Origin of the sequence: Asanoa hainanensis (genome assembly GCF_900188485.1) — a bacterium.
Taxonomy (GTDB): domain Bacteria; phylum Actinomycetota; class Actinomycetes; order Mycobacteriales; family Micromonosporaceae; genus Asanoa; species Asanoa hainanensis.
In genome coordinates this window covers 101,428-124,573 of record NZ_FZPH01000009.1, presented here as the reverse complement: position 1 = coordinate 124,573, position 23,146 = coordinate 101,428, and the positions used below count along the sequence as shown (strand labels likewise).

General features: G+C 73.8%; 19 protein-coding genes and 2 pseudogenes. 16 read left to right on the top strand and 5 right to left on the bottom strand.

Annotated features, from left to right (window positions below; translation table 11 throughout):
- Positions 1 to 137: 137 nt before the first annotated feature.
- Both CHC05_RS22185 and CHC05_RS22180 read right to left on the bottom strand, forming a co-directional pair.
- The gene (locus tag CHC05_RS22185) at positions 138 to 905 is read right to left on the bottom strand and encodes a prepilin peptidase (protein WP_425426827.1); all 768 of its coding nucleotides are present in this window, start codon (positions 903 to 905) and stop codon (positions 138 to 140) included.
- Positions 906 to 908: 3 nt separating this feature from the next.
- On the bottom strand, positions 909 to 1,991 hold the full coding sequence (locus tag CHC05_RS22180; protein WP_218824625.1) for an AAA family ATPase: 1,083 nt from the start codon (positions 1,989 to 1,991) through the stop codon (positions 909 to 911).
- A 79-nt stretch (positions 1,992 to 2,070) separates the two neighbouring features.
- On the opposite strand from CHC05_RS22180, the pseudogene CHC05_RS22175 reads away from it, so the two are divergent.
- From CHC05_RS22175 to CHC05_RS22155, 5 genes and pseudogenes are all read left to right on the top strand, one after another.
- A pseudogene (locus CHC05_RS22175) lies at positions 2,071 to 2,718 on the top strand (ABC transporter ATP-binding protein); the annotation flags it as partial.
- Positions 2,719 to 2,781: 63 nt separating this feature from the next.
- A complete protein-coding gene (locus CHC05_RS22170; protein WP_089251897.1) occupies positions 2,782 to 3,516 on the top strand; it encodes an ABC transporter permease in 735 nt (244 codons plus the stop codon).
- A 16-nt stretch (positions 3,517 to 3,532) separates the two neighbouring features.
- Positions 3,533 to 4,675, top strand: a complete 1,143-nt coding sequence (locus CHC05_RS22165; RefSeq protein WP_089251895.1) for a sensor histidine kinase — start codon at positions 3,533 to 3,535, stop codon at positions 4,673 to 4,675.
- Positions 4,672 to 5,307 carry a response regulator gene (locus CHC05_RS22160; protein ID WP_089251893.1) on the top strand — a complete coding sequence of 212 codons (636 nt, stop codon included), beginning with the start codon at positions 4,672 to 4,674 and terminating at the stop codon, positions 5,305 to 5,307. The genes CHC05_RS22165 and CHC05_RS22160 overlap by 4 nt, the downstream gene beginning before the upstream one ends.
- A gap of 11 nt (positions 5,308 to 5,318) precedes the next feature.
- Positions 5,319 to 5,747, top strand: coding sequence for a hypothetical protein (locus CHC05_RS22155; RefSeq protein ID WP_089251891.1), 429 nt, complete (start codon positions 5,319 to 5,321; stop codon positions 5,745 to 5,747).
- 160 nt (positions 5,748 to 5,907) lie between these two features.
- Here the strand turns inward: CHC05_RS22155 and CHC05_RS22150 are convergent, their stop codons facing one another.
- Positions 5,908 to 6,705 (bottom strand): AfsR/SARP family transcriptional regulator, encoded by a 798-nt coding sequence (locus tag CHC05_RS22150; protein WP_089251889.1) that lies wholly within the window; start codon positions 6,703 to 6,705, stop codon positions 5,908 to 5,910.
- Between the two features lie 185 nt (positions 6,706 to 6,890).
- Here CHC05_RS22150 and CHC05_RS22145 point away from each other — a divergent pair, with 185 nt between their 5' ends.
- The 11 genes and pseudogenes from CHC05_RS22145 to CHC05_RS22100 all read left to right on the top strand — a co-directional run bounded on the left by CHC05_RS22145 (position 6,891) and on the right by CHC05_RS22100 (position 17,882).
- Entirely contained in the window at positions 6,891 to 8,069 is a 1,179-nt protein-coding gene (locus CHC05_RS22145) for a class I adenylate-forming enzyme family protein (protein ID WP_179266313.1), read from the top strand.
- Positions 8,066 to 9,763, top strand: a complete 1,698-nt coding sequence (gene accA, locus CHC05_RS22140) for an acetyl-CoA carboxylase carboxyltransferase subunit alpha/beta (protein ID WP_089251885.1) — start codon at positions 8,066 to 8,068, stop codon at positions 9,761 to 9,763. The genes CHC05_RS22145 and accA overlap by 4 nt, the downstream gene beginning before the upstream one ends.
- Positions 9,760 to 10,266 carry an acetyl-CoA carboxylase biotin carboxyl carrier protein gene (locus CHC05_RS22135; protein ID WP_245871150.1) on the top strand — a complete coding sequence of 169 codons (507 nt, stop codon included), beginning with the start codon at positions 9,760 to 9,762 and terminating at the stop codon, positions 10,264 to 10,266. The genes accA and CHC05_RS22135 overlap by 4 nt, the downstream gene beginning before the upstream one ends.
- A gap of 9 nt (positions 10,267 to 10,275) precedes the next feature.
- Positions 10,276 to 11,643, top strand: coding sequence for an acetyl-CoA carboxylase biotin carboxylase subunit (locus tag CHC05_RS22130; protein ID WP_089251883.1), 1,368 nt, complete (start codon positions 10,276 to 10,278; stop codon positions 11,641 to 11,643).
- Positions 11,640 to 11,897, top strand: coding sequence for an acyl carrier protein (locus CHC05_RS22125; protein ID WP_089251880.1), 258 nt, complete (start codon positions 11,640 to 11,642; stop codon positions 11,895 to 11,897). The genes CHC05_RS22130 and CHC05_RS22125 overlap by 4 nt, the downstream gene beginning before the upstream one ends.
- Positions 11,894 to 12,241 (top strand): annotated as a pseudogene (locus tag CHC05_RS42110) (SRPBCC family protein); the annotation flags it as partial. The gene CHC05_RS22125 and the pseudogene CHC05_RS42110, both read left to right, overlap by 4 nt.
- 105 nt (positions 12,242 to 12,346) lie before the next feature.
- The gene (locus CHC05_RS42105; protein ID WP_218824649.1) at positions 12,347 to 12,778 is read left to right on the top strand and encodes a cupin domain-containing protein; all 432 of its coding nucleotides are present in this window, start codon (positions 12,347 to 12,349) and stop codon (positions 12,776 to 12,778) included.
- Complete coding sequence (locus CHC05_RS22115; protein WP_089251876.1) at positions 12,775 to 14,034, top strand: beta-ketoacyl-[acyl-carrier-protein] synthase family protein; 1,260 nt, start codon at positions 12,775 to 12,777, stop codon at positions 14,032 to 14,034. Before CHC05_RS42105 ends, CHC05_RS22115 begins: the two co-directional genes overlap by 4 nt.
- A complete protein-coding gene (locus CHC05_RS22110; protein ID WP_281257701.1) occupies positions 14,031 to 15,233 on the top strand; it encodes a beta-ketoacyl synthase N-terminal-like domain-containing protein in 1,203 nt (400 codons plus the stop codon). The genes CHC05_RS22115 and CHC05_RS22110 overlap by 4 nt, the downstream gene beginning before the upstream one ends.
- On the top strand, positions 15,223 to 17,565 hold the full coding sequence (locus tag CHC05_RS22105) for an FAD-dependent oxidoreductase (RefSeq protein WP_089251872.1): 2,343 nt from the start codon (positions 15,223 to 15,225) through the stop codon (positions 17,563 to 17,565). The genes CHC05_RS22110 and CHC05_RS22105 overlap by 11 nt, the downstream gene beginning before the upstream one ends.
- A complete protein-coding gene (locus CHC05_RS22100) occupies positions 17,562 to 17,882 on the top strand; it encodes a TcmI family type II polyketide cyclase (RefSeq protein WP_089251870.1) in 321 nt (106 codons plus the stop codon). The genes CHC05_RS22105 and CHC05_RS22100 overlap by 4 nt, the downstream gene beginning before the upstream one ends.
- A 3-nt stretch (positions 17,883 to 17,885) precedes the next feature.
- Here the strand turns inward: CHC05_RS22100 and CHC05_RS22095 are convergent, their stop codons facing one another.
- Together CHC05_RS22095 and CHC05_RS22090 are read right to left on the bottom strand one after the other, a co-directional pair.
- Complete coding sequence (locus CHC05_RS22095) at positions 17,886 to 20,492, bottom strand: ATP-binding protein (RefSeq protein ID WP_089251868.1); 2,607 nt, start codon at positions 20,490 to 20,492, stop codon at positions 17,886 to 17,888.
- Positions 20,489 to 23,083: an ATP-binding protein gene (locus CHC05_RS22090; RefSeq protein ID WP_144022710.1), complete on the bottom strand. Its 2,595-nt coding sequence runs from the start codon at positions 23,081 to 23,083 to the stop codon at positions 20,489 to 20,491. Before CHC05_RS22090 ends, CHC05_RS22095 begins: the two co-directional genes overlap by 4 nt.
- Positions 23,084 to 23,146 lie beyond the last annotated feature (63 nt).

The window sequence follows — 23,146 nt, the reverse complement described above, 5'->3', positions numbered from 1 at the left end:
GTCGGGGAACGCACATGAGTCTCATTCGGGAAGAGATCACTGTCATTCAGTCACCGGTCGATATCCGGCCTGGATGATCGCTGAGCGTGGCTACACGACCACCACACGATTGACCGAGGGCAACTATGGCCGGTCGGCTAGCGGAGGGCGACGAAGGTGACGGCTGCGAGGGCCGCGGCCAGCATCGCGGGGCCGAACGGCGCCGCCGAGCGACGATCAGTCCGGCCGCTGACCAGCAGTCCGATCACCAGCGGCAGGTTGACCACGGGCGCGAGCACGACCCCGGCGACCACCGCCGGCCAGCCGAACCAGCCGAGATAGAGGCCGAGCGCGGCGCCCAGCTTGACGTCGCCGAAGCCGATCTGGCCGCGCAGGACCAGGGCGAGCAGGCCGTAACCGGCCCCGCAGGCCGCGGCGGCTACCACCGCGCGCAGCAGGGCCCGGCCGTCACCCGCGAGCGCGAGCAGGGCCAGCCCGCCACCGAAGAGCACGCCGACCAGCGGGTCGGGCAACCGCAACACGAGCAGGTCGACAGCCGCCAGTGGCACCGCGAGCGCCGCCAGCAGCAGGACGGCCGGCACCACCGCCGCCGGCCCGACCGCGGCCGCCGGCACACCGCAGACCAGGGCCGTCACCGGCACCAGCAGCCAGCGGCCCGGCACCGGCGCGCGACCGCACGACGGGCACTTCCCCGACGCCAGCCACCAGCGCGGCCGGTCGGCACCGCAGTGCGGACAGCTGCGCCGCCAGGCCGGAGCGTGCGCGTCGCCCTCGGGCCAGACCACCGCGAACCGCGCGATCAGCCCGGGCAGCACCGCACCCCAGCACGCACCGAGCGTCCCGGCGACGAGCAGCGATGGCAGCGACACGGGCGCATCGTAGTCATCGACGATCGCGAAACCCAGGGGTCACCAGCCCGCGCGGATCTCCTCGACGATGTCCTGGACCGCACGGTGGTCGGTGTCGACGCACAGGTCGCCGATGCCCGCCCGGTCCAGGGCCGCGGCCTCGGCGGCGGCCCGGGCCGGCACGTCGCGCAGGAGGTCGGCGGGCTTGCCGGTCAGCTCGTCGCCGGCCAGGCCCCACGTCGGCCCTTCTCGCCGGCCGCGCATCATGATCCGCGCGGTGAGCACGTCCGGGGAGGCGCGCAGCCGGCACACCGTCAGGGTCGCGTCGGGCAGCGCGGCCCGGTAGACCGCGACGTCGTCGACGCGGCCGGCCACGACCATCCGGCGCGCACCGCGGGCGCGGAAGGTCCGCCACATCGCGGCCAGGTTGGCCGCCTTGAGCCGATGGTTGCCGCCGTTGTCGGGCCGCGCGAAGCCGATCTGCCGCAGGTCCGCGAAGGCGGTCAGCACACCGGCCTGGCAAAGCTCCTGGCGGATCCGCCAACCGACGGTCGACGTGCCGACCGCGGTCGGCCCGCACAGCAGCAGGATCTCACCCGGGCCGCCCACCGGCGCGGGCCACGGGACGGGTGCGACGGGCTCGACGGCAGGTAGATGTGCGCGCACGAGGCGCACGACCTCGGCGACCTCGAGCCCGCTGGTGTCGACGCTGGGTCCGGGCAGGAGGTCCAGTTCCACGGCGTACGAGAGGGTGTCGTCGACCCGGTCCGCCGGATTGCCCCGCACAGCCAGTCGCCGCCGCAGCTCGTCGGGCGAGGCACGCAACCGGCAGGCGATCACCGTGCCGTTCGCCAACGGCGGGGCCCCGCGCCCGGCGTCGACCACGCCCGGCACGACGACGCACCTCACCCCGGCGGCGGCGAAGTTCGCCAGCACCGCGTCGAGGTTGCGCGCCTGCATCCGATGGCGACCCGGGTCGGACGCGGGCTCCGGCGCCCACTCGTCCGGGGTGGCCGGCGCGTAGCACATCCCGAGCTGGTCGATGTCGACGAGGCCGACCGGCTCGGGAAGCTGCTCGAACAGCTCCCACCCGACCGTGGTCTTCCCGACGCCGGGCGGCCCGTAGAGCCACAGCACCAACACCGCATCCACCAACCGGTTGACGGAGATGATCGCCCGCTGGTCGATTCACCGCGCCGGGCGCGTTGACATCGTCGAACGTATGCCAGCCATCGAGATCGAGCACCTGAATAAGCGGTACGGAGCGACGGAGGCGGTGCGGGACGTCTCGTTCGCCGTCGAGCCGGCCGAGATCTTCGGGATCCTCGGGCCCAACGGCGCCGGGAAGACCACCACCGTCGAGTGTGTCGCGGCGTTGCGGACCCCGGACAGCGGCTCGATCCGTGTCCTCGGCCGCGACCCGCGCGACCGCGCACTGCGCGCGCTCGTCGGCGTGCAACTGCAGGAGAGTGGCCTGCAGGACAAGCTCACCGTCCAAGAGGCGCTCGAGCTGTACGCCGCGTGCTATCGCGAACCCGCCGACTGGCGCGCCCTCGCCGCCGGCCTGGGACTCACCGACCGGCTCGGCACCCGCTACGCCAAGCTCTCCGGCGGCCAGAAGCAGCGATTGTCGATCGCGCTCGCCCTGATCGGCGACCCGCGCCTGGTCATCCTCGACGAGCTGTCGACCGGGCTGGACCCGCGGGGCCGGCGGGACGTCTGGGCGCTGGTCGCCGGGCTGCGCGAGCGCGGGGTCACGGTCCTGCTGGTCACGCACCTGACCGAGGAGGCCGCCCGGCTGTGCGACCGGGTCGCCGTCTTCGACCGCGGCGAGATCGTCGCGTTGGACACCCCGGCCGCCCTGGCCGCCGGGCACGGCGACCTCGACAGCGCCGTCATCAGCCTGACCACGACGACCGGGGTGGAGTGAGCCGTGCTGTTCCGACTGGTCCGCACCGAGCTGAAGCTGAACCTGCGCGAGCTGATGCCCGCCTTCTTGTCCCTGTTCGCCCCCACCATCCTCGTCGCCGTTCTGGGGAGCGTTCCCCAGCTGCGCGAGCCGCGGCCCGAGCTCGACGGCGCCCGGGTGATCGACGCCTACGTCGGCATCGCGGTCGCGCTGTCGCTGGCGATGGTGGGGCTCCAGGTGATGCCGATGGCGCTCGCCTCCTACCGGGAGCGGGGCATCCTGCGCCGGCTCGCCACGACGCCGGTCTCGCCCGTCCACCTGCTGGCCGCGCAGGCGGCGGCGGTGACCGTGACGGCCACGGTGGCCACCGTGCTGGCCGTCGCGGTCGGCCGCCTCGCCTACGGCGTCGCCCTTCCCGCCCAGCCGGCCGCGTTCGTCCTCGCGTTCCTGCTCTGCCTGGGCGGCGTGTACGCGATCGGCCTGCTCGTCGCCGCGCTGGCGCCCACCGGCAAGGCCGCCAACTCGGCCGGCACGCTGCTGTTCTTCCCGATGATGTTCTTCGCCGGCCTGTGGACGCCGCGTGAGCTGTTGCCGGACCCGATCGCGCGGATCGGCGACTTCACCCCGCTCGGCGCGGGCGAGCACGCCCTCCACGACGCGATCACCGGCGGCTGGCCCAACGCGCTGTCGGTTACCGTGCTGGTGGCGTACCTCGGATGCTGCGGGCTGGCCGCCGCCCGCCTCTTCCGATGGAGCTGAGAGGGGAGCAGCCGGGATGCTGGTGATAGCGCCCTACGCGTCCCTCGCCGGCGCCACCCTGCTCGCCGTCGTCACCGGCGGCCTCGACCCGGTGGCGCTGGCGCTGGTGGCCGCCACCGCCGCCTGGCTGCTCTGGTGGGTCACGGTGCGCCAGCACGCCGGCGGCGCCTTCTTCGTCGGGCTGGTGCTGCTCTCCGGCGCGCTGGTCTGGCGCAGCCCGCTGTTCGGGTTCTTCGCGTGGACCGGCTACCTCTTCACCGTCACCGCGCTGCGGGGCCGGTGGCGGCTGGTCGGCACGGCGGCGGTCGCCGTGCTCACCGCCGCCGCGCAGGCCCGCGGCTTCGGGCCGGGCGGGTCCGAGGAGGCGTGGCTGTTCGCCGTCCTGCTGGCGTTCAACGTGCTGGTCGCGGTCGCCATGACCCACTTCGCCACGGTCAACCGCGAGCAGCAGGCGAAGCTGGCCGAGGCGCTCGCGGAGAACGCGGGACTGCACTCGCGGCTGCTGGCCCAAGCGCGCGCGGCCGGGGTGCACGACGAGCGGCAGCGCCTGGCCGGCGAGCTCCACGACGTGCTGGCGCAGGGCTTGACCGGCATCGTCACCCAGCTCGAGGCCGCCGGCGCGGCCGCGGACCGACCCGTCGACTGGCGCCGGCACGTGGACACCGCCACCCGGCTCGCCCGCGACAGCCTCACCGAGGCCCGGCGCTCGGTGCACGCCCTGGGACCGGGCCCGCTGGCCGCCACCGGGCTCCCCGCGGCACTGGGCGAGCTGGTCGAGGACTGGTCGCGGTTGACGGGCGTGCGGGCCGACCTGGTCGTGACCGGCGCCGCCGGTGCGCTGGTGCCCGAGATCGAGGCCACTTTGCTGCGCGCCGCGCAGGAGGCGCTGACCAACGTGGCCCGCCACGCGCGGGCCGGCCGGGTCGCGCTCAGCCTGTCCTACCTCGGCGACCTGGTGACGCTGGACGTGCGGGACGACGGCATCGGCTTCGACCCGCAGGCGGTCGGGGACGACGGCGGGTTCGGGCTGTCCGCGATGCGCAACCGGGTCGCCCGGGTCGCCGGGACGCTCGAGGTGGAGTCCGAGCCGGGCGACGGCACCGCGATCGCGGTCTGCGTGCCGGCCGTGCCGGTGAGCGCGGAGCAGGTCCCCGCATGATCGGCGTGCTGATCGTCGACGACCATCCGGTCGTCCGCGACGGGCTGCGCGGCATGCTCGCCGCCGACGGCCGCTTCGCGGTGGTCGGCGAGGCCGCCGACGGCCGGGAGGCGCTGGCCGTGGCCGCCACCGTCCAGCCGGACGTGGTGCTGCTCGACCTGCGGATGCCGGTGCTCGACGGCGTCTCCACCATCCGCGAGCTGCGGTCCAGCGGGTCGGCGGCCCGGGTGCTGGTGCTGACCACCTACGACACGGACACCGACGTGCTGCCGGCGATCCGGGCCGGCGCGACCGGCTACCTGCTCAAGGACACCCCGCGCGACGAGCTGTGCCGGGCGGTGCTGGCCGCGCACCAGGGCGAGTCGGTGCTGTCGCCGGCGATCGCGGGCCGGCTGATGAACCGGGTGCGCGGGGCCGGGGACGATCCGCTCACGCAGCGGGAGCTCGAGGTGCTGGCGCTGGTCGCGCAGGGCTGCGGCAACCGGGAGGCGGCCCGGCGGCTGTTCGTCAGCGAGGCGACGGTCAAGACCCACCTGCTGCACGCGTACGCGAAGCTCGGTGTCCGCGACCGCGCGGCGGCCGTGGCGAAGGCGTTCGAACGGGGGCTGCTCGGACCGGGCGACGGGCGGTAGATTCCGCTCTCGTGAGCACAGAGGCCGATCTTGACTGGGCCGCGCAGCGCCGCCGGGCGCTCGACGCCCACGCGCGCGCGCAGGCCGACCGGCGGGCGCGCGAGGCGGAGCGGGCCGCCGGGCTGATCGCGGAGTTCGTCCGCGACGCGGCCGAGCGCGGGATCGCGCCCGTGGCCCTGACCGCGGCCGCCCATCGCGGCAGCGCCCGCTACCGCACCGGCCTGCACGGCTGGTACCTCGACCGCCACCGCAGCCTGGGCGTCGACACGCAGGGCCGCTTCTATCTGCTCAACGTGCCGAACTCCACCCGGGCCCGGCTGACCGGGGCGCACCTGGAACCCCACCCGGCGCCCCTGATCGTCGGGCGCGGCGGCCGCGACGGCGAGTCGATCCCGCTCGACGTCCTGCTCCGCCGCCGCCTCGCGGAGCCGGTCACCTAGGCCCTGTTTCGTAGCAGGGGTCGAGGCGAGGCGGAGTCCAGGGGTCGTCTGGGTGCGCGGCGGCTTTGCCCGGATACCGGTGTTGTATCCGGGTGAAGGTGCCGTGCGGCCAGACGGCGCCTGGGCCCGCCGCAGCCCGGCCCCTGCTACGAAACAGGGCCTACGACGCGTACGCGTGGTGGTCCAGAGCCGGGTCGGCGGTCAGGATGGCGTGTTGGAGCCGCTGGACCCGTTGTGACGGTTCCAGGCCCAGGTCGTCCTGGAGCGTGCCGCGCAGGCGGTGGAAGGCCTCCAGCGCGTCGGTGCGCCGGCCCGCCCGGTAGAGCGCGACCATGTACTGCGCCTGGAGGTCCTCGTTGAGCGGATGCCGGGCGGCCAGCCAACCCAGGTCGCCGAGCACCGCCTGGTGCCGGTCCAGCCGCAGGTCCGCCTCGATCCGCTGCCGCCAGAGGCTCAGCCGGCGCTCCTCCAGCCGCTGCACCTCCGCCTGGAGCACCGGGCCGCGCCGCACGTCGACCAGCGCCCCGCCCTTCCACAGGCCGAGCGCCTCGGCGAGCAGGCGCGCTCCCTCGGCGTCGTCGCCCTGGTCGAGCGCGGCCCGGCCGGCGGCGGCCAGCCGCTCGTACTCGTGCAGGTCGAGCTCGCCCGGGCCCACGTTGAGCCGGTAGCCGCCGGACGCGGTCACCAGGATCTCGTTGGCGAGCTGGTTCGGGCAGACGGACAGGGCGCTCACCAGCATCCGGCGGATCTTCAGGATGTACGTCTGGAGCGTGGTCTGCGCGCTGGCCGGCGGGTCGTCGCCCCACAGCTCGGCGATCAGCGTCTCCACCGGCACGACGAGGTTCGCGTGCAGCAGCAGCAGGGCCAGCACCTTGCGTGGCTTGGGCGCGGTGAGCTGGTCCGGCGGGCCGGCAGGTGTGGCCCTCACCAGCAGCGGACCAAGAACGTGGTAGTTCATCGCGCCCCCGTTTGACCGTCGCTGTGAAGAACCTTAAAGCTCATAAACGACATGAGTCACCCTTTCGGACTGATCGTACGATTGTGACCGAGGCTTTTTCGCCTCCAGCGACATTCCAGCCGGGCTCAAGTGGACAACTGCGACCGTCGGGAGGCCGTAAGACAGCCGGCCCGAAGGAGCCCTCCGTGTCCGAAACTGAGTCCACTCAGTCGCTGGATGGGCTGCTGCGCTGGGCGGCGACGATCGCACCCGACCAGGCCGCCATCCGGTACGGCACCCGCGCGCTGACCTATCGCGAGCTGGACGCCGCGGTGGACGGTTTCGCCGCCGCCCTGCGCCACCTGCGGCCCACCGCGGTCGTGGGCGTCACCGCCGCCCTGCACCCCGCGTTCCCGATCGCCTACTTCGGTGCCGTGCGCGCCGGCCACGTCTGCGCGGTCCTGGACCCCGCCCTGGCCGAGGACGCCCTCGACGACCGCGTCGGGCGGGCCGGGATCGAGCTTCTCGTGGCCACCGCCGGCATGGCCGACCAGCTGCGCCGGATCCGGGTGGAGCGCGACGACCTGGACGTGGCCTACCTGGACCAGCCGGGCCATCACCGGGCGCAGACCGTGGCCGCGCTCGTGCGCAAGCACGCCGGGCGGCGCCGCCCGGCCTCGCCCACCGACGCCGACGCGGTGGCCTGCCTGCGGTTCGCCGGTGACGGCGCGATCGTCCCGCTGACCCACCGCAACCTCACGGTCGGCGCCGCGCAGGCGGCCCAGGCCTACGGTTTCGGCCCCGGGTCGACGGTGGTCAACCAGCTACCCACGTACGAGCAGGTGTACCTGAACGCGGCGGTGCACGCGGCCGCGACCCAGGTGCTCTGCGCGGACCCCGACCCGGCCGGCGGTGTCACGCTGGCCGCGCGGGAGGCCGCCACCCACTACTGCGGGCTGCCCGCGCCGTTGGCCCGGCTGGCCGCCGACCCCCGCTCGACGCACCCGCGCACGCCGACCGTGCGGGCCGTGCTGTCCAGCGGCGCCACCCTCCCCCCGTCCGCCGCCAGCCGGCTCGCCCTGCGCGTCGGGGCGCCGCTGGTGCAGTGGTACGGCCCCGCCGGCGGCCCGCTGACCCACTGCGACCTGCTGGACCGCCAGACGGCCGGCTCGGTGGGGCACCCGGTGGCCGGCACCGACTGCCGCGTGCTGGAGCTCGACGGCCGGCGCCCCGCCCCGCCGGGAAAGCCCGGTCTCGTGGGGGTGCGCGGGCCGCAGGTGGCCACCGCGATCGCCGACGCGGACGGCTGGCTGCACACCGGCGACGTCGGGTACCTCGACGACGAGGGCACCCTGTTCCTGGTCGACACGGGGGTGACGGCATGAGCGCGCGACCGGACTGGGCCCTGTGCCGGCACTGCCGGGCCGTGGTCTACGCCAAGCGGTTGGCCCGCAACCACGGCGTCTGCCCGCAGTGCGGCGGCTGTTTCCCGCTGACCGCGCAGGAGTGGCTCGACCTGCTCGCCGACCGCGACTCGCTGCGCCCGCTGGACTGCGAGGTCGCGTCCGCCGACCCGCTGGGCTTCACCGACGGCGTGCCCTACGCCGACCGGCTGGCCCAGGCCCGCGCGGCGACCGGCATGCCGGAGGCGGTGCTCTGCGCGCGACTGTCCATCGGGGACACTCCGGCGATCGTCGCCGCGATGGACTTCCGGTTCATGGGCGGCAGCCTCAGCGGCGCGGTCGGTGAGCTGATCACGCGGGCCGCCGAGATCGCGCTCACCGAGCGCCTGCCGCTGATCACGGTGACCGCGTCCGGCGGCGTGCGGATGCAGGAGGGCGTGGTCGGCCTGATGCAGATGGCCAAGACCGCCCAAGCGATGCAGCAGCTCGACGAGGCCGGCCTGATCACCGTCTGCGTGGTCACCGACCCGACCTACGGTGGCGTGGCCGCGTCGTACGCGATGCTCGGCGACATCGTCATCGCCGAGCCCGGCGCGCGGTTCGGCTTCGCCGGCCCCCGGGTGATCGCGCAGACCATCAAGCAGGAGCTGCCGAAGGGCTTCCAGACGGCCGAGTTCCTGCTGGAGCGCGGGTTCGTCGACCTGGTGTCGCCGCGCGGGGCGCTGCGCGAGCGGCTGGGCCGGATCCTGTCGGTCGGTGGCCGCCGGGACACCGCCGCCAACGTCTGCCCGGTCGAGCAGGTGGTGGTCCGGGACCCCGACCAGGTGGCCGAGCAGGACCCGTGGGACGCGGTGCGCAAGGCCCGGCACATCGGCCGACCGACCACATCGGACTACTTCCGGATGATCCTCGACGATTTCGAGGAGCTGCACGGCGACCGGGTCGGTGGCGACTGCCCCGCCATCGTCGGCGGCGTGGGCCGGATCGGCCGCGACAGCGTCGTCGTGATCGGCCACGAGAAGGGGCACACGCCGGCCGACCTGGCCGCGCACAACTTCGGGATGCCCAACCCGGCCGGCTACCGCAAGGCGGCCCGGCTGATGCGGCTGGCCGCCAAGTGGGGCCTGCCGGTGGTGACGCTCGTCGACACGCCCGGTGCGTATCCGGGAGTGGACGCCGAGCTACAGGGGCAGGCCACCGTGATCGCGGAGACGTTGCGCCTCATGGGCGCCCTGCCGGTCCCCCTGGTCACGGTGGTCACCGGAGAGGGTTGCAGCGGCGGCGCGCTCGCCATCGCGGTCGCCGACCGGGTCCTGATCATGGAGAACGCGATCTACACGGTGATCAGCCCGGAGGGTTGCGCGGCCATCCTCTGGAAGGACTCGTCCGCCGCTCCCACCGCCGCCCGGGCGCTGCGCGTCGACGCCCGCTCCCTGCTCTCCCTCGGCATCGTCGACGGCGTGGTGCCCGAGCCCGAGGGCGGCGCCGAGTCGGACCAGACGGCCGCCGCCGCGCTCGTCCGGGCCGCGATCCGGGCTGAGCTCAGCGACCTCGCCTCGCGCGACCCCGGGCGCCTGGTCGCCGAGCGGCGCGCGCGGTTCCGCCGGTTCGGCGCCGGTCCCGGTTACGTCCCGCAGAGCGCCGCCGCACTCTCCCACCCTGGAGGATCCCAGTGACGTCGTTGATCGAACCAGCGCCGACGGACAGCACCGCCCCGCTCGCGGAGGCGTTGGACGAGGTCCGCCGCAGCGCGCAGTCGCTCCTGGCCGACCTGGGCCACCGGCCCCGTGCCCTGCGGATCCGCGCCGGCGACGTGGTCGTCGAGATGGAGTGGACCGCGCAGGAGGCCGCACCCGCTGCCCCCGCCCCGGCCACCACCACCGTTGCCGCACCGGTGGAAACGCCAGCGTCAGACGAGCCGGCCCTGCCGCCCGGCGTCGGCGTGTGCGCCCCGATCGTCGGCACCTTCTACCGGGCGCCGGAGCCCGGTGCCACGCCGTTCGTCGCCGAAGGCGACCAGGTCCGCCGGGGCCAGCAGGTCGGCATCGTCGAGGCGATGAAGCTCATGATCCCCGTCGAGTCCGACGCCGACGGCCGGATCGTGGCGCTGCACGTCGCCGACGGTGCCGCGGTCGAGTTCGGCGAGCGGCTCCTGACCATCGATCCCCAGGCCGGTTAGGAGGTCGCCGTGTTCGACACCGTGCTCATCGCCAACCGCGGCGAGATCGCGATGCGGGTCGCCCGCACCTGCCGCGAGCTCGGCATCCGCGTGGCTGCCGTCTACTCCACGGAAGACCGGGACAGCCCCGTCGTACGCTTCGCGGACCAGGCCGTATGCATCGGCCCCGGTCCCGCCCGGCACAGCTACCTCTACCTGCCGGCGATCATGGAAGCGGCCCGCCAGACGGGAGCCGACGCGGTCCACCCCGGCTACGGCTTCCTCTCCGAGCAGGCCGACTTCGCCGAGGCGTGCGAGGCCGAAGGGCTCGTCTTCGTCGGACCTCCCCCGGCCGTGATCGACCGGCTCGGCGACAAGTCGACGGCCCGCGCCGCGATGGCCGACGCCGGCCTGCCGCTGCTGCCGGGCACGATCGAGCCGGTCAGCGACGCGGAGGCCGTCGCGAAGGTGGCCGCCGACATCGGCTACCCCGTCATCGTCAAGGCGGTCGCCGGCGGCGGTGGGCGGGGCATGCAGGTGGTCACCGAGCCCGACGACCTGCCGCGGCAGTACCGCGAGATCCGCAGCACCGCCCAGTCGCTGTTCGGCGACGACCGGGTCTACGTCGAGCGCTACCTGCCGGCGGCCCGGCACATCGAGGTGCAGGTGCTCTGCGACAGCCACGGCAACGGGCTGCACCTCGGCCAGCGCGACTGCTCCGTGCAGCGCCGCCGCCAGAAGATCATCGAGGAGGCCCCGGCCCCCGGCCTGCCGCGCGGGCTGGTCGAGCAGATGGGCCACGCCGCCGTGCGGGGCCTGCTCGCCGCCGGGTACGTCGGTGCCGGCACCGTCGAGTTCCTCGTCGACGACCAGCACCGGTTCTACTTCATGGAGGTCAACTGCCGGATCCAGGTCGAGCACCCGGTGACGGAGCTGACCCACGGCGTCGACCTGGTCCGCGAGCAGCTCCGGATCGCCGCGGGCGAGCCGCTCGACGTGTCCCAGGAGGAGCTCAAGGCCCGCGGGTGGGCCATCGAGTGCCGGATCAACGCCGAGGACCCCGACCGCGACTTCATGCCGACGCCGGGGCGGCTGACCGGGCTGGCGCTGCCGGGCGGCCCGTTCGTCCGCGTCGACACGGCCGCGGTGGCCGGCGGGCGCATCTCCGCCGCGTACGACCCCTTGCTCGCCAAGATCTGCGTCTGGGCCCCGGACCGGCCCCAGGCGATCGCCCGGATGCGGCGGGCACTCGCGGAGCTCTCCGTCGAGGGTCCGGGGGTGCGGACCAACCGCGACTTCCTGCTGACCGCACTGAAGCACGAGCAATTCGTCGCCGGAACCCACGACACGTCGCTCGTCGGCCGGCTCACCGATCCGCAGACACGGGAGGAATCATGAGGTTCACCATCGACGACCTGATGCAGCTGCTGGTCAGCAAGGTCGGGCTGCCCTCGGACATGCGCACGCAGGACCCGGGCAAGACCTTCGGCGACCTGGGGCTGGACTCGCTGGCGTTCCTCCAGCTCCAGTCCGAACTGCAGGAGGCCTACGGCTTCGAGCTGCCCGACGACCGCCCGCTGGCGTTCAGCGTGGGCGACATGACCGCCGCCATCAACGAGCGGCTTTCGCGTGACGAGGAGCCGGCGGCATGAGCGCACCCACGATCGGCCATGTGGACAACGAGATCCTGATCAACGCGCCGTTCGACGTCGTCTGGGAGGCCACCAACGACGTCGAGAAATGGCCGGAGCTGTTCACCGAGTACGCGACCGCGGAGATCATCGAGCGCTCCGGCGCGACCGTGCGGTTCCGGCTCGCCATGCACCCGGACGAGAACGGCAAGGTGTGGAGCTGGGTCTCCGAGCGCACGCCCGACAAGGCCGCCAAGCGGGTCGTCGCCCGCCGGGTCGAGCCGGGCCCGTTCGAGTTCATGAACATCGAGTGGTTGTACGAGGCCGACGGCAAGAACGCCACCCGGATGCGCTGGATCCAGGACTTCCGGATGCGCCCCGACGCGCCGATCGACACGGCCGCGATGACCGACCGGATCAACGCCAACACGGCGATCCAGATGGACGTCATCCGCGACAAGGTCGAGCGGATGGCCCTGCACGGCATCGGCGGCCCGAGCAAGGCCCGGCCGGCGATCCGGACGGTGTCCATCGAGGACGTGCCGAGCAACCGGCGCCGCGGCGGCGACATCCGCACGATCCTGTCGCCCGCCACCGTCGGCTCGACGTCGGGCTTCATGGGCACGCTACGGCTGCAGCCGGCCGAGGTCGTCACCGAGCACTGGCACCCGTACTCGGAGGAGTTCCTGTTCTGCGTCGAGGGTGAGATCACCGTGCGCCTGGACGGCCGGGAGCTGCCGCTGCGGGCGAACGAGGGCGTGCACATCCCGATCGGCGTCAAGCACCGGCTGATGAACGACGGCCCCACGGCGGCGTTCCTGGTCTTCACGCTCGGCCCGCTGGCACCGCGCCCGGAGCTCGGGCACGTGGACACGGAGGCGCTGCCCGGGAGCACGCCGTGACCGGGAGGCGCACCGTGGTGACCGGCGTCGGGGTGGTCGCACCCGGCGGGGTCACCCGCGCCGCGTTCTGGGACCTGCTGACCGCCGGGCGCACGGCGACACGGCGGATCTCGTTCTTCGACCCGGCCGACTTCCGCTCGCAGATCGCGGCCGAGTGCGACTTCGACCCGCGCGCGGCCGGGCTGACGCCGCAGGAGATCCACCGCAACGACCGGTTCGCCCAGTTCACCCTGGTCGCCGCCGACGAGGCCCTCAAAGAGAGCGGCCTGGACCTCGGCGCCACCGACCGGGACAACGTCGCGGTGAGCATCGGCAGCGCGGTGGGTGCCACGACCCGGCTCGAGGACGAGTACGTCAACGTCAGCGACCACGGCCGGAACTGGCACGTCGACGAGCGCTACGGCAGCCGGTTCCTCTACCAGGCGTTGGTGCCGAGCAGCGCGGCGACCGAGGTGGCCTGCCGGTTCGGGGCGCACGGGCCGGCCGCGGTGATCTCGACCGGCTGCACCTCGGGCCTGGACGCGATCGGCCACGGCCACCAGCTCATCGAGGATGGCGAGGCCGACGTGGTCATCGCCGGTGCGGCCGACGCGCCGATCTCGCCCATCTCGATGGCGTGCTTCGACGCGATCCGGGCCACCTCGGCGCGCAACGACGACCCGGAGCACGCCTCCCGGCCGTTCGACGCGACCCGGGACGGCTTCGTGATGGGTGAGGGCGCGGCCGTGCTGATCCTCGAGGAGCTCGAGCACGCGCGCCGCCGCGGTGCGGAGATCTTCTGCGAGGTGGCCGGCTTCGCCAACCGCAGCAACGCGTTCCACATGACCGGGCTGCGGCCCGACGGGCTGGAGATGGCGGAGGCGATCACCGACGCGCTGGGTCAGGCGCGCCTGGACCCGACCGCGGTCTCCTACGTCAACGCGCACGGCTCGGGCACCAAGCAGAACGACCGGCACGAGACCGCCGCGTTCAAGCGCAGCCTCGGGCAGCACGCGTACGACGTGCCGGTCAGCTCGATCAAGTCGATGGTCGGCCACTCGCTGGGCGCGATCGGCGCGATCGAGCTCGCCGCGTGCGTGCTGGCGATCCGCTACGGCGTGGTCCCGCCGACCGCGAACCTGGAGAACAAGGATCCCGAGTGCGACCTGGACTACGTGCCGAAGAACGCGCGCGAGCAGCGCGTCGACGTCGCGCTGTCCGTGGGTAGCGGGTTCGGCGGCTTCCAGTCCGCCGCCGTGTTGCGGAGGTGGTCGTGATGAAGCGGGCCGTCGTGACCGGGATCGGCGTCGTGGCGCCGAGCGGTCTGACCACGGAGGACCACTGGCGCTCCACATTGGCCGGTGAGCGGCACGTGAGCGAGCTCGACGGCCGGCTGGTCGGGCAGGTGCCGGGCTTCGCCGCCGAGGGCTCCGTCGACCCACGGCTGATCATCCAGACCGACCGGTGGACCTGGATGTCGCTGGCGGCGACCCGGCAGGCGCTCGACGACGCCAAGTACGACCCGGCGGCGCACGACCCGTACGCCACCTCGGTCGTGCTGGCCAGCGGCTCCGGCGGCAACGAGTTCGGCCAGCGGGAGATCCAGGCGCTGTGGAGCAAGGGGCGCCGGGCCGTCACCGCGTACCAGTCGATCGCCTGGTTCTACGCCGCCAGCGTCGGGCAGACCTCGATCCTGCACGGCACCAAGGGCCCCAACCAGGTGCTGGTGTCCGAGGGTGCGGGCGGGCTGGACAGCCTCGGCGCCGCCCGCCGGGTGATCCGGCGCGGCACCCCGGCCGTCATCGCCGGCGGCACCGAGGCGCCACTGTCCCCGTACGCGCTGGTCTGCCAGAGCACCAGCGAGCGGCTGTCGACGACCGGCTACCGGCCGTTCGACGCCGACGCGGACGGCCACGTGCCCGGCGAGGGCGGCGCGGTGCTGATCGTCGAGGACGCCGCGGCGGCCGCGGAGCGCGGCGCGCAACAGATCTACGGCGAGATCGCGGGATACGCCGCGACCCACGACGCGTACCACCCGGAGCGCCCCGCGCCGGACTGCGCGCAGCTCGTGCGGGCGATGCGCAAGGCGCTCGCCGACGCCGACGTCACGCCGGACGACGTCGGGTTCGTGGTCGCCGACGGTGCCGCCACGCCGGCGCTGGACGCCCTGGAGGCGCAGGCGATCCGCGAGGTGTTCGGCCGGCCGGTGCCGGTCACCGCGCCGCAGGGCTACGTCGGGCGGCTCTGCTCCGGCGGCGGCGCGCTCACCGTGGCGACCGCGTTGCTGGCGCTGCGCGACGGGATCGTGCCGGCGGTGGGCAACCTCGCCCGCCCGGGTCACGACCTGGACCTGGTGCGCGAGCCGCGCCAGCTCGCCGCCGACGTGGTGCTCGTCAACGCCCGCGGTTTCGGCGGGTTCAACAGCTCCATCGTGCTCAAGCGCTATCGGGAGGAAGGGCTGCGCGATGCCGGATGAGGGTTCAGTTCGGACGATCCTGCGGATGCGGGCGCGGGAGGGCTGCGTCGAGGCCTTCGAGGCCGCCTGGCGGCTCGCCGCCGACGAGATCAGCCGGACGCCGGGCAGTCTGCGCCAGGAGCTGATCCGGGACGCCGACGATCCCCAGACGTTCCTGATCGTGAGCGACTGGCGCGACCAGGAGGCGCTCGACGCGTTCGGGCCCAGCGCCGCCCGCGAGCAGCTCACCGCCGCGCTGCGGGACCTGCGTGAGTCGGGCGAGAAGAACACGTACGAGGTGCTGTCCACCGTGGTCGGCCGGGGTCCCGGGATCCGGGTGCGGGTCACCGTCACCGTGCCGGAGGGCGAGGAGGCCGCGTACGAGAAGGCCTATCGCAAGGTCGCCGAGCGGATGCGCGGCACGCCCGGGCACGTCCGCGAGGAGCTGCTGCGCGAGCCCGGCACCGGGACGTACCACATCTTCGCCGAATGGCGGGACGAGGCGTCCTTCGAGGCCTGGACCGACGACCAGTCCCACCTGGAGCAGACCGCTCCGCTGATCCAGTACATCTGCGAGAACTTCGAGCGGGCCACGTACCACATCGTGGCGCGGCCCGAGGAGAGCCCGCAGCCGGGCGCGGCGGTCCGGCCCGCCGCGGCGCCGCAGCCGGTCGCCCGGGTCGAGCCCGTGGCAGCCTCCACAAAGGAGCGGCCTGCGGTGGACAGCGCCACCGACGTGATCGTCGTGGGTGCCGGCCCGGCCGGCCTGACCGCGGCGATCGAGCTGGCCCGGCGCGGCATCCCGTGCCGGCTCGTCGAGAAGCGGCCCGACGCGGCCGGCACCGCCGACAAGGCGATCGGCGTGCAGTGCCGGACGATGGAGATCTGGGAGCACCTCGGCATCGTCCGGGAGGCGATGGACGCGGGCATCTGGCTGCACGGCCAGACCGTGTTCGTCAACGGCCGGCAGACGCACCAGGTCGACTGGGACCTGCCCGACCTGCCGTACGCGCACGTCGGCCTGCCGCAGTACGAGACCGAGAACCTCCTCACCAAGTGCCTGGCCGGGCACGGCGTGCGGGTCGAGCGGGGCACCGAGCTCAAGGAGTTCACCCAGGACGCCGAAGGGGTGACCGCCTACCTGGTCGGCGCCGACGGTCGCGCGGAGACCGTGCGGGCGCAGTACCTGGTCGGCGCCGACGGCGCGCACAGCACCGTGCGGCAGAAGCTCGGCCTGACCTTCGAGGGCGGCATGGGCATGTTCCCCCAGCTGTTCATGCTGGGCGACGTCGACCTGGACTGGTCGATGCCGGAGGGCCACCTGCTGCGCTTCATCCACGTCGAGGACGACGAGATGAAAGGCATGCTGGTCTGCGTGCCGCTCAAGGGCCGCAACCGCTACCGGGTGGCCACGCTCGCACCGCCGCGGTTGCAGGCCGAGATCGGCGCGAACCCCATCCCGCCGGGCTTCTCGGCCGAGTACGACCCGCCGTCGCTGGCGGACATCCAGGTCGTCCTGGACGAGCTCGCCCCGGAGCCCACGACCGCGAGCAACCTGCGCTGGTCGTCGATCTTCCGGATCAAGCACGGCATCGTGGACCGCTACCGCGACGGGCGCGTGTTCGTCGTCGGTGACGCCGCGCACCTGCACCCGCCGGCCGGCGGACAGGGCATGAACACCGGCATCCAGGACGCCTGGAACCTCGGGTGGAAGCTGGCCCTGGCGTGCGGCGGCGACGCCGCGCCCGCGCTGCTGGACAGCTACGAGGCCGAGCGGCGCCCGGCCGGCAAGGCGATCGTCGACCGGGCGGTGAAGATCGCGTTCACCGACGAGATGGACATGGACGACGAGCGGGAGCAGTTCCTGCTCGAGATGCAGATGACGCTGAGCTATGCCGGCAGCCCGCTGGTCGGCGCGCACGGTGACTCCTTCGACGGCGGGCCGCAGCCCGGCGACCGGGCGCCCGACGCGCACGACCTGCGGCGCTTCGGGGTCGGTCACCCCACGCGGCTGTTCGAGCTGACCCGCGGCACCGGGCACACGCTGCTGGTGCACGCGGACGGCTCGACTCCGCACGAGGAATACGCCGGCTTCGAGAAGCTGGCCGAGAAGGTCCGCGGCTTCGTCAGCATCTATGTCCTGGCCAGCCCGGACGCGGCGGTGCCGGAGGGTCTCGACGTGCCGGTGCTGCGGGACGCCGCGGGCACCTTCCGCGCCGCGTACGGCCTGCGCGGCACGGGCGCCTACCTGATCCGCCCCGACGGCCACGTCGGGTTCCGCACCTCGCCGGTCGCGGCCGAGGCCCTGGACGCACACCTAGCTGGCATTTTCGCCCTGGGAGGGGACGCATGAACCGCACCGTGATCGTCGCCAAGATCCAGCCCGACGCCCAGCAGTCGGTGGCCCAGATCTTCGCGGCGTCGGACGCCACCTCGCTCCCGCACGACCTGGGGGTGAGGACCCGCTCGCTGTACTCGCTCAACGACCTGTACCTGCACGTGATCGAGTTCTCCGACGACCCGACCGAGGCGCTGCGCAAGGGCCCCGGCCTGGCCGGGTTCAAGCAGATCAGCGACGACCTGCGGGCCTACATCAAGCCGTACGACCCGCAGACGTGGAAGTCGCCGCAGGACGCGGTGGCCCGCGAGTTCTACCACTGGCGCGGCTGAGGTCTAGCTCTGGGCGGGCGTCCCTTCGGGGGCGCCCGCCTCGTCGTCCCGGGCCGCCTCCTCGACCGCGCCCGGGAGGCCGAGCCGTTCGCCCTCACGCCGGCTCCGCTCGTAGCGCTCGTCTCCCAGCCGCACCCGGAGCTCGGCGTGGTCGGGGCCGGCGGTCGGCCACGGCGGCACGTACGCCCGCATCCACAGCTTGCCCGACGGGGTGCGGAACGTGGCTGCCGCGGCCGCCAGCCGCACGGACCGGACCAACCGGCCGCGGGCCGCGGCCACGTCCGACAGCGCGGCGAGGATCCACCCGGCGCAGGCCAGGTCGCCGCTGGTGGACGCCGACCGCAGGCCCGACACGAGGCTGTCGTGGGCACCGGCCAGGTCGCCGCTCGAGACCCGCACCGCAGCGGCCGAATAGTGTGCGACCACCAGGCCGAGCTCGTCGTCGATCTCCACGGCGACCCGTTTGGCCTCGTCGAGGTGCTCCTCGGCGCGCACGGGGTCACCCGACCAGAAGGCGATCATGCCGAGCCGGCAGTGGAACAGGGTGACCAGCCAGAGCCGGCCGCCGCGCACCGCGAGCTCGTACGCCTGGCCGAGCAGGGCCCGGGCCCGCTCGATGTCGCCGGCGCGGGCCGCGTAGATGCCGAGCGGGCCGAGCGCGTGGGCCTCGGCGACGGCGTCGCCCGCCGCCCGGGCCAGCTCCGCCGCCTGTTCGAAGGTGGTGCGGGCCTCCGCGTCCTGGCCGGAGACGTAGGCCATCGCGGCCGAGATGACCAGCGCCCGACCCCGGGTGGCCGGCGGCAGCAGCTCCGGGTCCGCCAGCACGCGCCGCACGTAGCGCACGCCTTCGTCGATGTGGCCGCGTCGCCACCAGAACAGCCAGATGGCCCAGCAGACCTCGACCGCCTCGACGATCCGGCCGGTGTCGAGGAGCCGGTCCAGCGTGGCGTCGAGGTTGCGGTGGTCGCGCTCGATCCGGCTCAGCCACTGGGGCGAGCCGGCGGTGTTGAGATGAGGCTCGGCGCGCAGGGCCAGGTCGCGGAAGTACGCCGCGTGGCGCTCGTGCGTCACCTCCGACTCGCCGGTGTCGGCGAGCCGCTCCAGGGCGAAGTCGCGCACGCTCTCGGCCAGCCGGAAGCGGTCGTCGCCGTCCGGCTCGACCAGCGCGGCATCCACAAGGGACTCCAGGCAGCCGTAGGTGTCCAGCGGTCCGTCGTCGCAGACGCACACCGCCTCGATCGCGGCGAGGTCGAACCCGCCGGCGAACACCCCGGTCCGGGCCAGCAGCCGCTGCGCCTCGGCGGGCAGCAGCCGGTAGCTCCAGGCCAGCGTGTCCCGCACCGTCCGTTGCCGCTCCGGCAGGTCGCGCCGGCCGCTGGTCAACAGGCTGAGCTGGTCGTCGAGGAGAGAGGCGATGGTCGCGGGCGGCAGCAGCGGAACCCGCGCGGCGGCCAGCTCGATGGCCAGCGGGATGCCGCCGAGCCGACGGGTGATCTCCAGCACCGCGGCGGCGTTGTCCTCGGTCAGCACGAATCGCCGGTCGGCCGCCCGGGCCCGGTCGACAAAGAGCCGGACGGCGCTGAACCGCTGGGTGATCGTGGCCAGCCCGTAGCGCGCGGAGTCCGGCGCGGAGCGCAGCGGCGGCACCCGGAACACCCGCTCGACGCTCAGCCGCAGCGGGACCCGGCTGGTCACGACCACGGACACACCGGGTGCCGCGCGCAACAGCGTCGCGAAGTGCGGTGCCAGGTCGACGACCTGCTCGAAGTTGTCGACGACCAGCAAGAGCCGCTTGGAGCGCAGGAAGGAGACGACGTCCGCGAACGCGGCCACCCCGCCGGACGTACGCAGCCGCAGGGCCCGGGCGAACGCCTCACCGGCCGCGTGGCCGCCGGTGACCGCGGACAGGTCGACGTAGCGGACGCCGTCGGGGAAGCCCGCCGCGACGCGTTCGGCCAGGGCGCCGGCCAACCTCGTCTTGCCGACGCCGCCCGGGCCGGCCAGGGTCAGCAATGGCACCCGGTCGTCGACCACCAGGGCGGACAGCACGTCGAGCTCGTGCTCGCGGCCCACCAACGGCGTGCGGGCCACCGGAATGCCGCTGCCCGCGCCGGTGTCCGCGCTCTGGGGCGTCGTGCGGTCCTGGTCGAAGTGCTGGGAGAGCAGGGCGGCGAGATCCCGTTCGACGAGACCGCGCAGCTCGTCCGGCGAGCGGAACGAGCGGTAGGAGACTTCGTCCCGGTCCATCCGCGCCAGCAGGTCCGCCAGGCGCGGGTCGCGCTCCGGTGCCGGTTCCTTGACGTAGACCAGCCGGGGCAGGTCGCCCGCCAGGCCGTACTCCTCGGCGAGCCCGGAGACCGTCGAGCCGGGCCCGATCCAGCCGTAGCTCTCGTCGTAGACGCCGACGAAGACCTGGCTCTGGGCGAGGTACGACCGGTAGACGTCGTGGGGTGCGTGGGGACGGGCGCCGGACTCGAACATGACCGGCTGCAGGTGGAGCCCGACCACGGCGTCTCTGACCGCCTGCCGCTCGGCCGCCAGCTCCGTCAGCGTCGAGCTGACGAACACGCGGACGCGTTGGTCCGGAGTCAGGATCAGGTCGGGTGTCATTCTCGCGCCGCCTCGTCGATGGCGCCGCGCAGCCCGAGTCGCTCGCCCTCGCGCCAGCCGCGGTCGAAGACGTCGTCGCCGAGCCGCACGCGGATCGTCGCGAGGCCCGGCCCGGCGACGGGCCAGGGCGGCACGTAGGCCCGCATCCACAGCTTGCTCGACGGTGTCTCGAAGCTCGCGGCGGCGGCGGCCAGCCGCACGGCCCTGTCCAGCCGGCCGTCCGCGCCCGCCAGGTCCGCGAACGCGGCCAGGAACAGCCCCACGCTGGCCTGGTCACCGCTGCGCGCGGCCAGCCGCAGACCGGCCAGGAGGCTGTGGTGCGCGCCCGCGCCGTCGCCGTCCGCCGACCGCACGACGGCGGCGGTGTAGCGGGCGACCACCATGCCGAGCTCGTCGCCGCCCTGCGCCGACACCCGGACCGCGTCGTCCAGGTGGCGACGAGCGGCCGCCGGATCGCCCTCGCGGTACGCGATCATGCCGATCCGGCTGTGGAAGAGGCTGATCAGCCACTGCTGGTCACCGTTGATCGCCAGCTCGTACGCCTCCCGCAGGAGTTGGCCGGCCCGTTCGTGGTCACCGTCGCGGCTCGCGAAAGAGCCGAGCGGGCCGAGCGCGCGGGCCTCGGTGACGGGGTCGTCGGCCTCCCGGGCCAGCACCCGCGCCCGCTCGAAGTCGCCGCGCGCCTGCTCGTCCTGACCCGACACGAGCGCCATCGCGCCGGAGGCCACCAGCGCCCGGCCGTGCAGCTTCGGCGAGAGCCGGGCGGCCTGGTCGAGGATGCCACTGATGTAACGCCTGGACTCGTCGATGTAGCCGCGCTGCCACCACAGCGGCCAGATCGCCCAGCCGATGCGAAGCGCCTCGCCGGGTCGGCCGGATTCGAGCAGCCAGTCCGTCGCCGCGCCGAGGTTGGGGAGGTCCCGGTCGAGCCGGTCCAGCCAGACCGGCGAGTCGGGGGTGTTCAGGTGGGGCGCGGCCAGCAGGGCGAAGTCCACGAAGTGGGCGGCGTGCCGGTCGCGGACCGCGGTCGCGTCGTCGTCGGCTGCGAGCCGCTCCAACGCGTACAGCCTGACGCTGTCGACCATCCGGAACCGGTCGTTCTCGTCCGGCTCGACCAGCGCGGCGTCCACAAGGGACTCCAGCGCGGTGAAGACGTCGAACGACTCGCCGGCGCACACGGCCTCGACCGCGGCGAGGTCGAACCCGCCCGTGAACACCCCGGTGCGGGCGAACAGCCGGCGCGCGTCCGGTGGCAGCAGCCGGTAGCTCCAGGCCAGCGTGTCGCGCACCGTGCGCTGGCGGGCCGGCAGGTCGCGCTGGCCGCCGGTCAGCAGGCTGAGCTGGTCGTCGAGCAGGGCGGCGATCTGCGCGGGCGGCAGCAGCGGCACCCGCGCCGCGGCCAGCTCGATGGCCAGCGGCACGCCGCCCAGCCGCCGCGTGATCTCCAGCACCGGTTCGACGTTGTCGTCCGTCAGCCTGAACCGCCGGTCAGCGGCGCGGGCCCGGTCGACGAACAGGCGCACGGCGCTGAACCGCTGGGTGATCGTGGCCAGGTCGGTCCGGGTCGACTGCGGCGCCGAGCGTAGGGGTGGGACGCGGTACACCCGCTCGTCGGTCAGCCGCAGCGGGGCCCGGCTGGTCACCAACGCGGTCACGCCGGGCGCCGCGCGCAGCAGGGCGGCCAGCCCGGGCGCGGCGCCGGCGACGTGTTCGAAGTTGTCGACGACGAGCAGCATCCGCTTGGCGCGCAGGAACGACTCGACGTCGTCGAACGAGCCCACGTTGTCGGACGTGCGCAGCCGCAGCGCCCGGGCGAACACCTCGCCGACGCCGTCGACGCCGGCCGCGGTCGAGAGGTCCACGAACCGCACGCCGTCCGGGTAACCGCACGCGACCCGCTCGGCGAGCGCCGTGGCCAGCCTGGTCTTGCCCACTCCGCCGGGACCGACGAGCGTGAGCAGCGACACGCGGTCCTGGGTGAGCCGGGAGGTCAGCACCTCCAGCTCGTGCTCGCGCCCGACCAGGGGCGTGCGGGCCGACGGCACGCGCAGGACCTCACCGGGCTCGCCGGCGCGGGCCTGCCGGGTCTGGTGGAACCGCTGCGAGAGCAGCGCCGCGAGGTCCCGCTCGACCAGGCCACGCAGCTCGTCCGGCGACCGGAACCGGCGACGCACGACGTCGAGGTCGGCGGCGACCTCCGCCAGCAGGTCGACGAGCCGCGGGTCGCGGTCCGGTGCCGGTTCCTTGACGTAGACCAGCCGGGGCAGGCCGCGGGCCAGGCGGTACTCGTCGGCCAGCCCGGAGATCGTCGAGTCGGGCCCGATCCAGCCGTAGCTCTCGTCGTAGATGCCGACGAAGATCTGGCTCTGCGCCAGGTACGACCGATAGACGTCCCGCGGGGCGTGCGGGCGGGCGCCGGCCTCGAACATCACGGTCAGCAGGTGCAGCCGGTCGACGGCCGCCCGGACCGCCTCCCGCTCCGCCGCCAGCTCCGTGAGGGTCGAGCTGACGAACACCCGGACCCGCTGGTCCGGTGTCAGGATCAGCCGGTCGGACGTGCCCCCGGTCACACCAGCCCGAACGTCTGTCACCAGGCCATTTATAACGCGCGGCGGGGGTGCCGGCCCACCGCCCGCACCCCCGCCGCCACGCTG

Bases quoted from the DNA above. Each gene is read 5' to 3' on its own strand.
- CHC05_RS22165 (WP_089251895.1), top strand. From the start codon at position 3,533: ATGCTGGTGATAGCGCCCTACGCGTCCCTCGCCGGCGCCACCCTGCTC.
- CHC05_RS22160 (WP_089251893.1), top strand. From the start codon at position 4,672: ATGATCGGCGTGCTGATCGTCGACGACCATCCGGTCGTCCGCGACGGG.
- CHC05_RS22150 (WP_089251889.1), bottom strand. From the start codon at position 6,705: ATGAACTACCACGTTCTTGGTCCGCTGCTGGTGAGGGCCACACCTGCC.
- accA (WP_089251885.1), top strand. From the start codon at position 8,066: ATGAGCGCGCGACCGGACTGGGCCCTGTGCCGGCACTGCCGGGCCGTG.
- CHC05_RS22125 (WP_089251880.1), top strand. From the start codon at position 11,640: ATGAGGTTCACCATCGACGACCTGATGCAGCTGCTGGTCAGCAAGGTC.
- CHC05_RS42105 (WP_218824649.1), top strand. From the start codon at position 12,347: ATGGCCCTGCACGGCATCGGCGGCCCGAGCAAGGCCCGGCCGGCGATC.
- CHC05_RS22105 (WP_089251872.1), top strand. From the start codon at position 15,223: ATGCCGGATGAGGGTTCAGTTCGGACGATCCTGCGGATGCGGGCGCGG.
- CHC05_RS22100 (WP_089251870.1), top strand. From the start codon at position 17,562: ATGAACCGCACCGTGATCGTCGCCAAGATCCAGCCCGACGCCCAGCAG.
- CHC05_RS22095 (WP_089251868.1), bottom strand. From the start codon at position 20,492: ATGACACCCGACCTGATCCTGACTCCGGACCAACGCGTCCGCGTGTTC.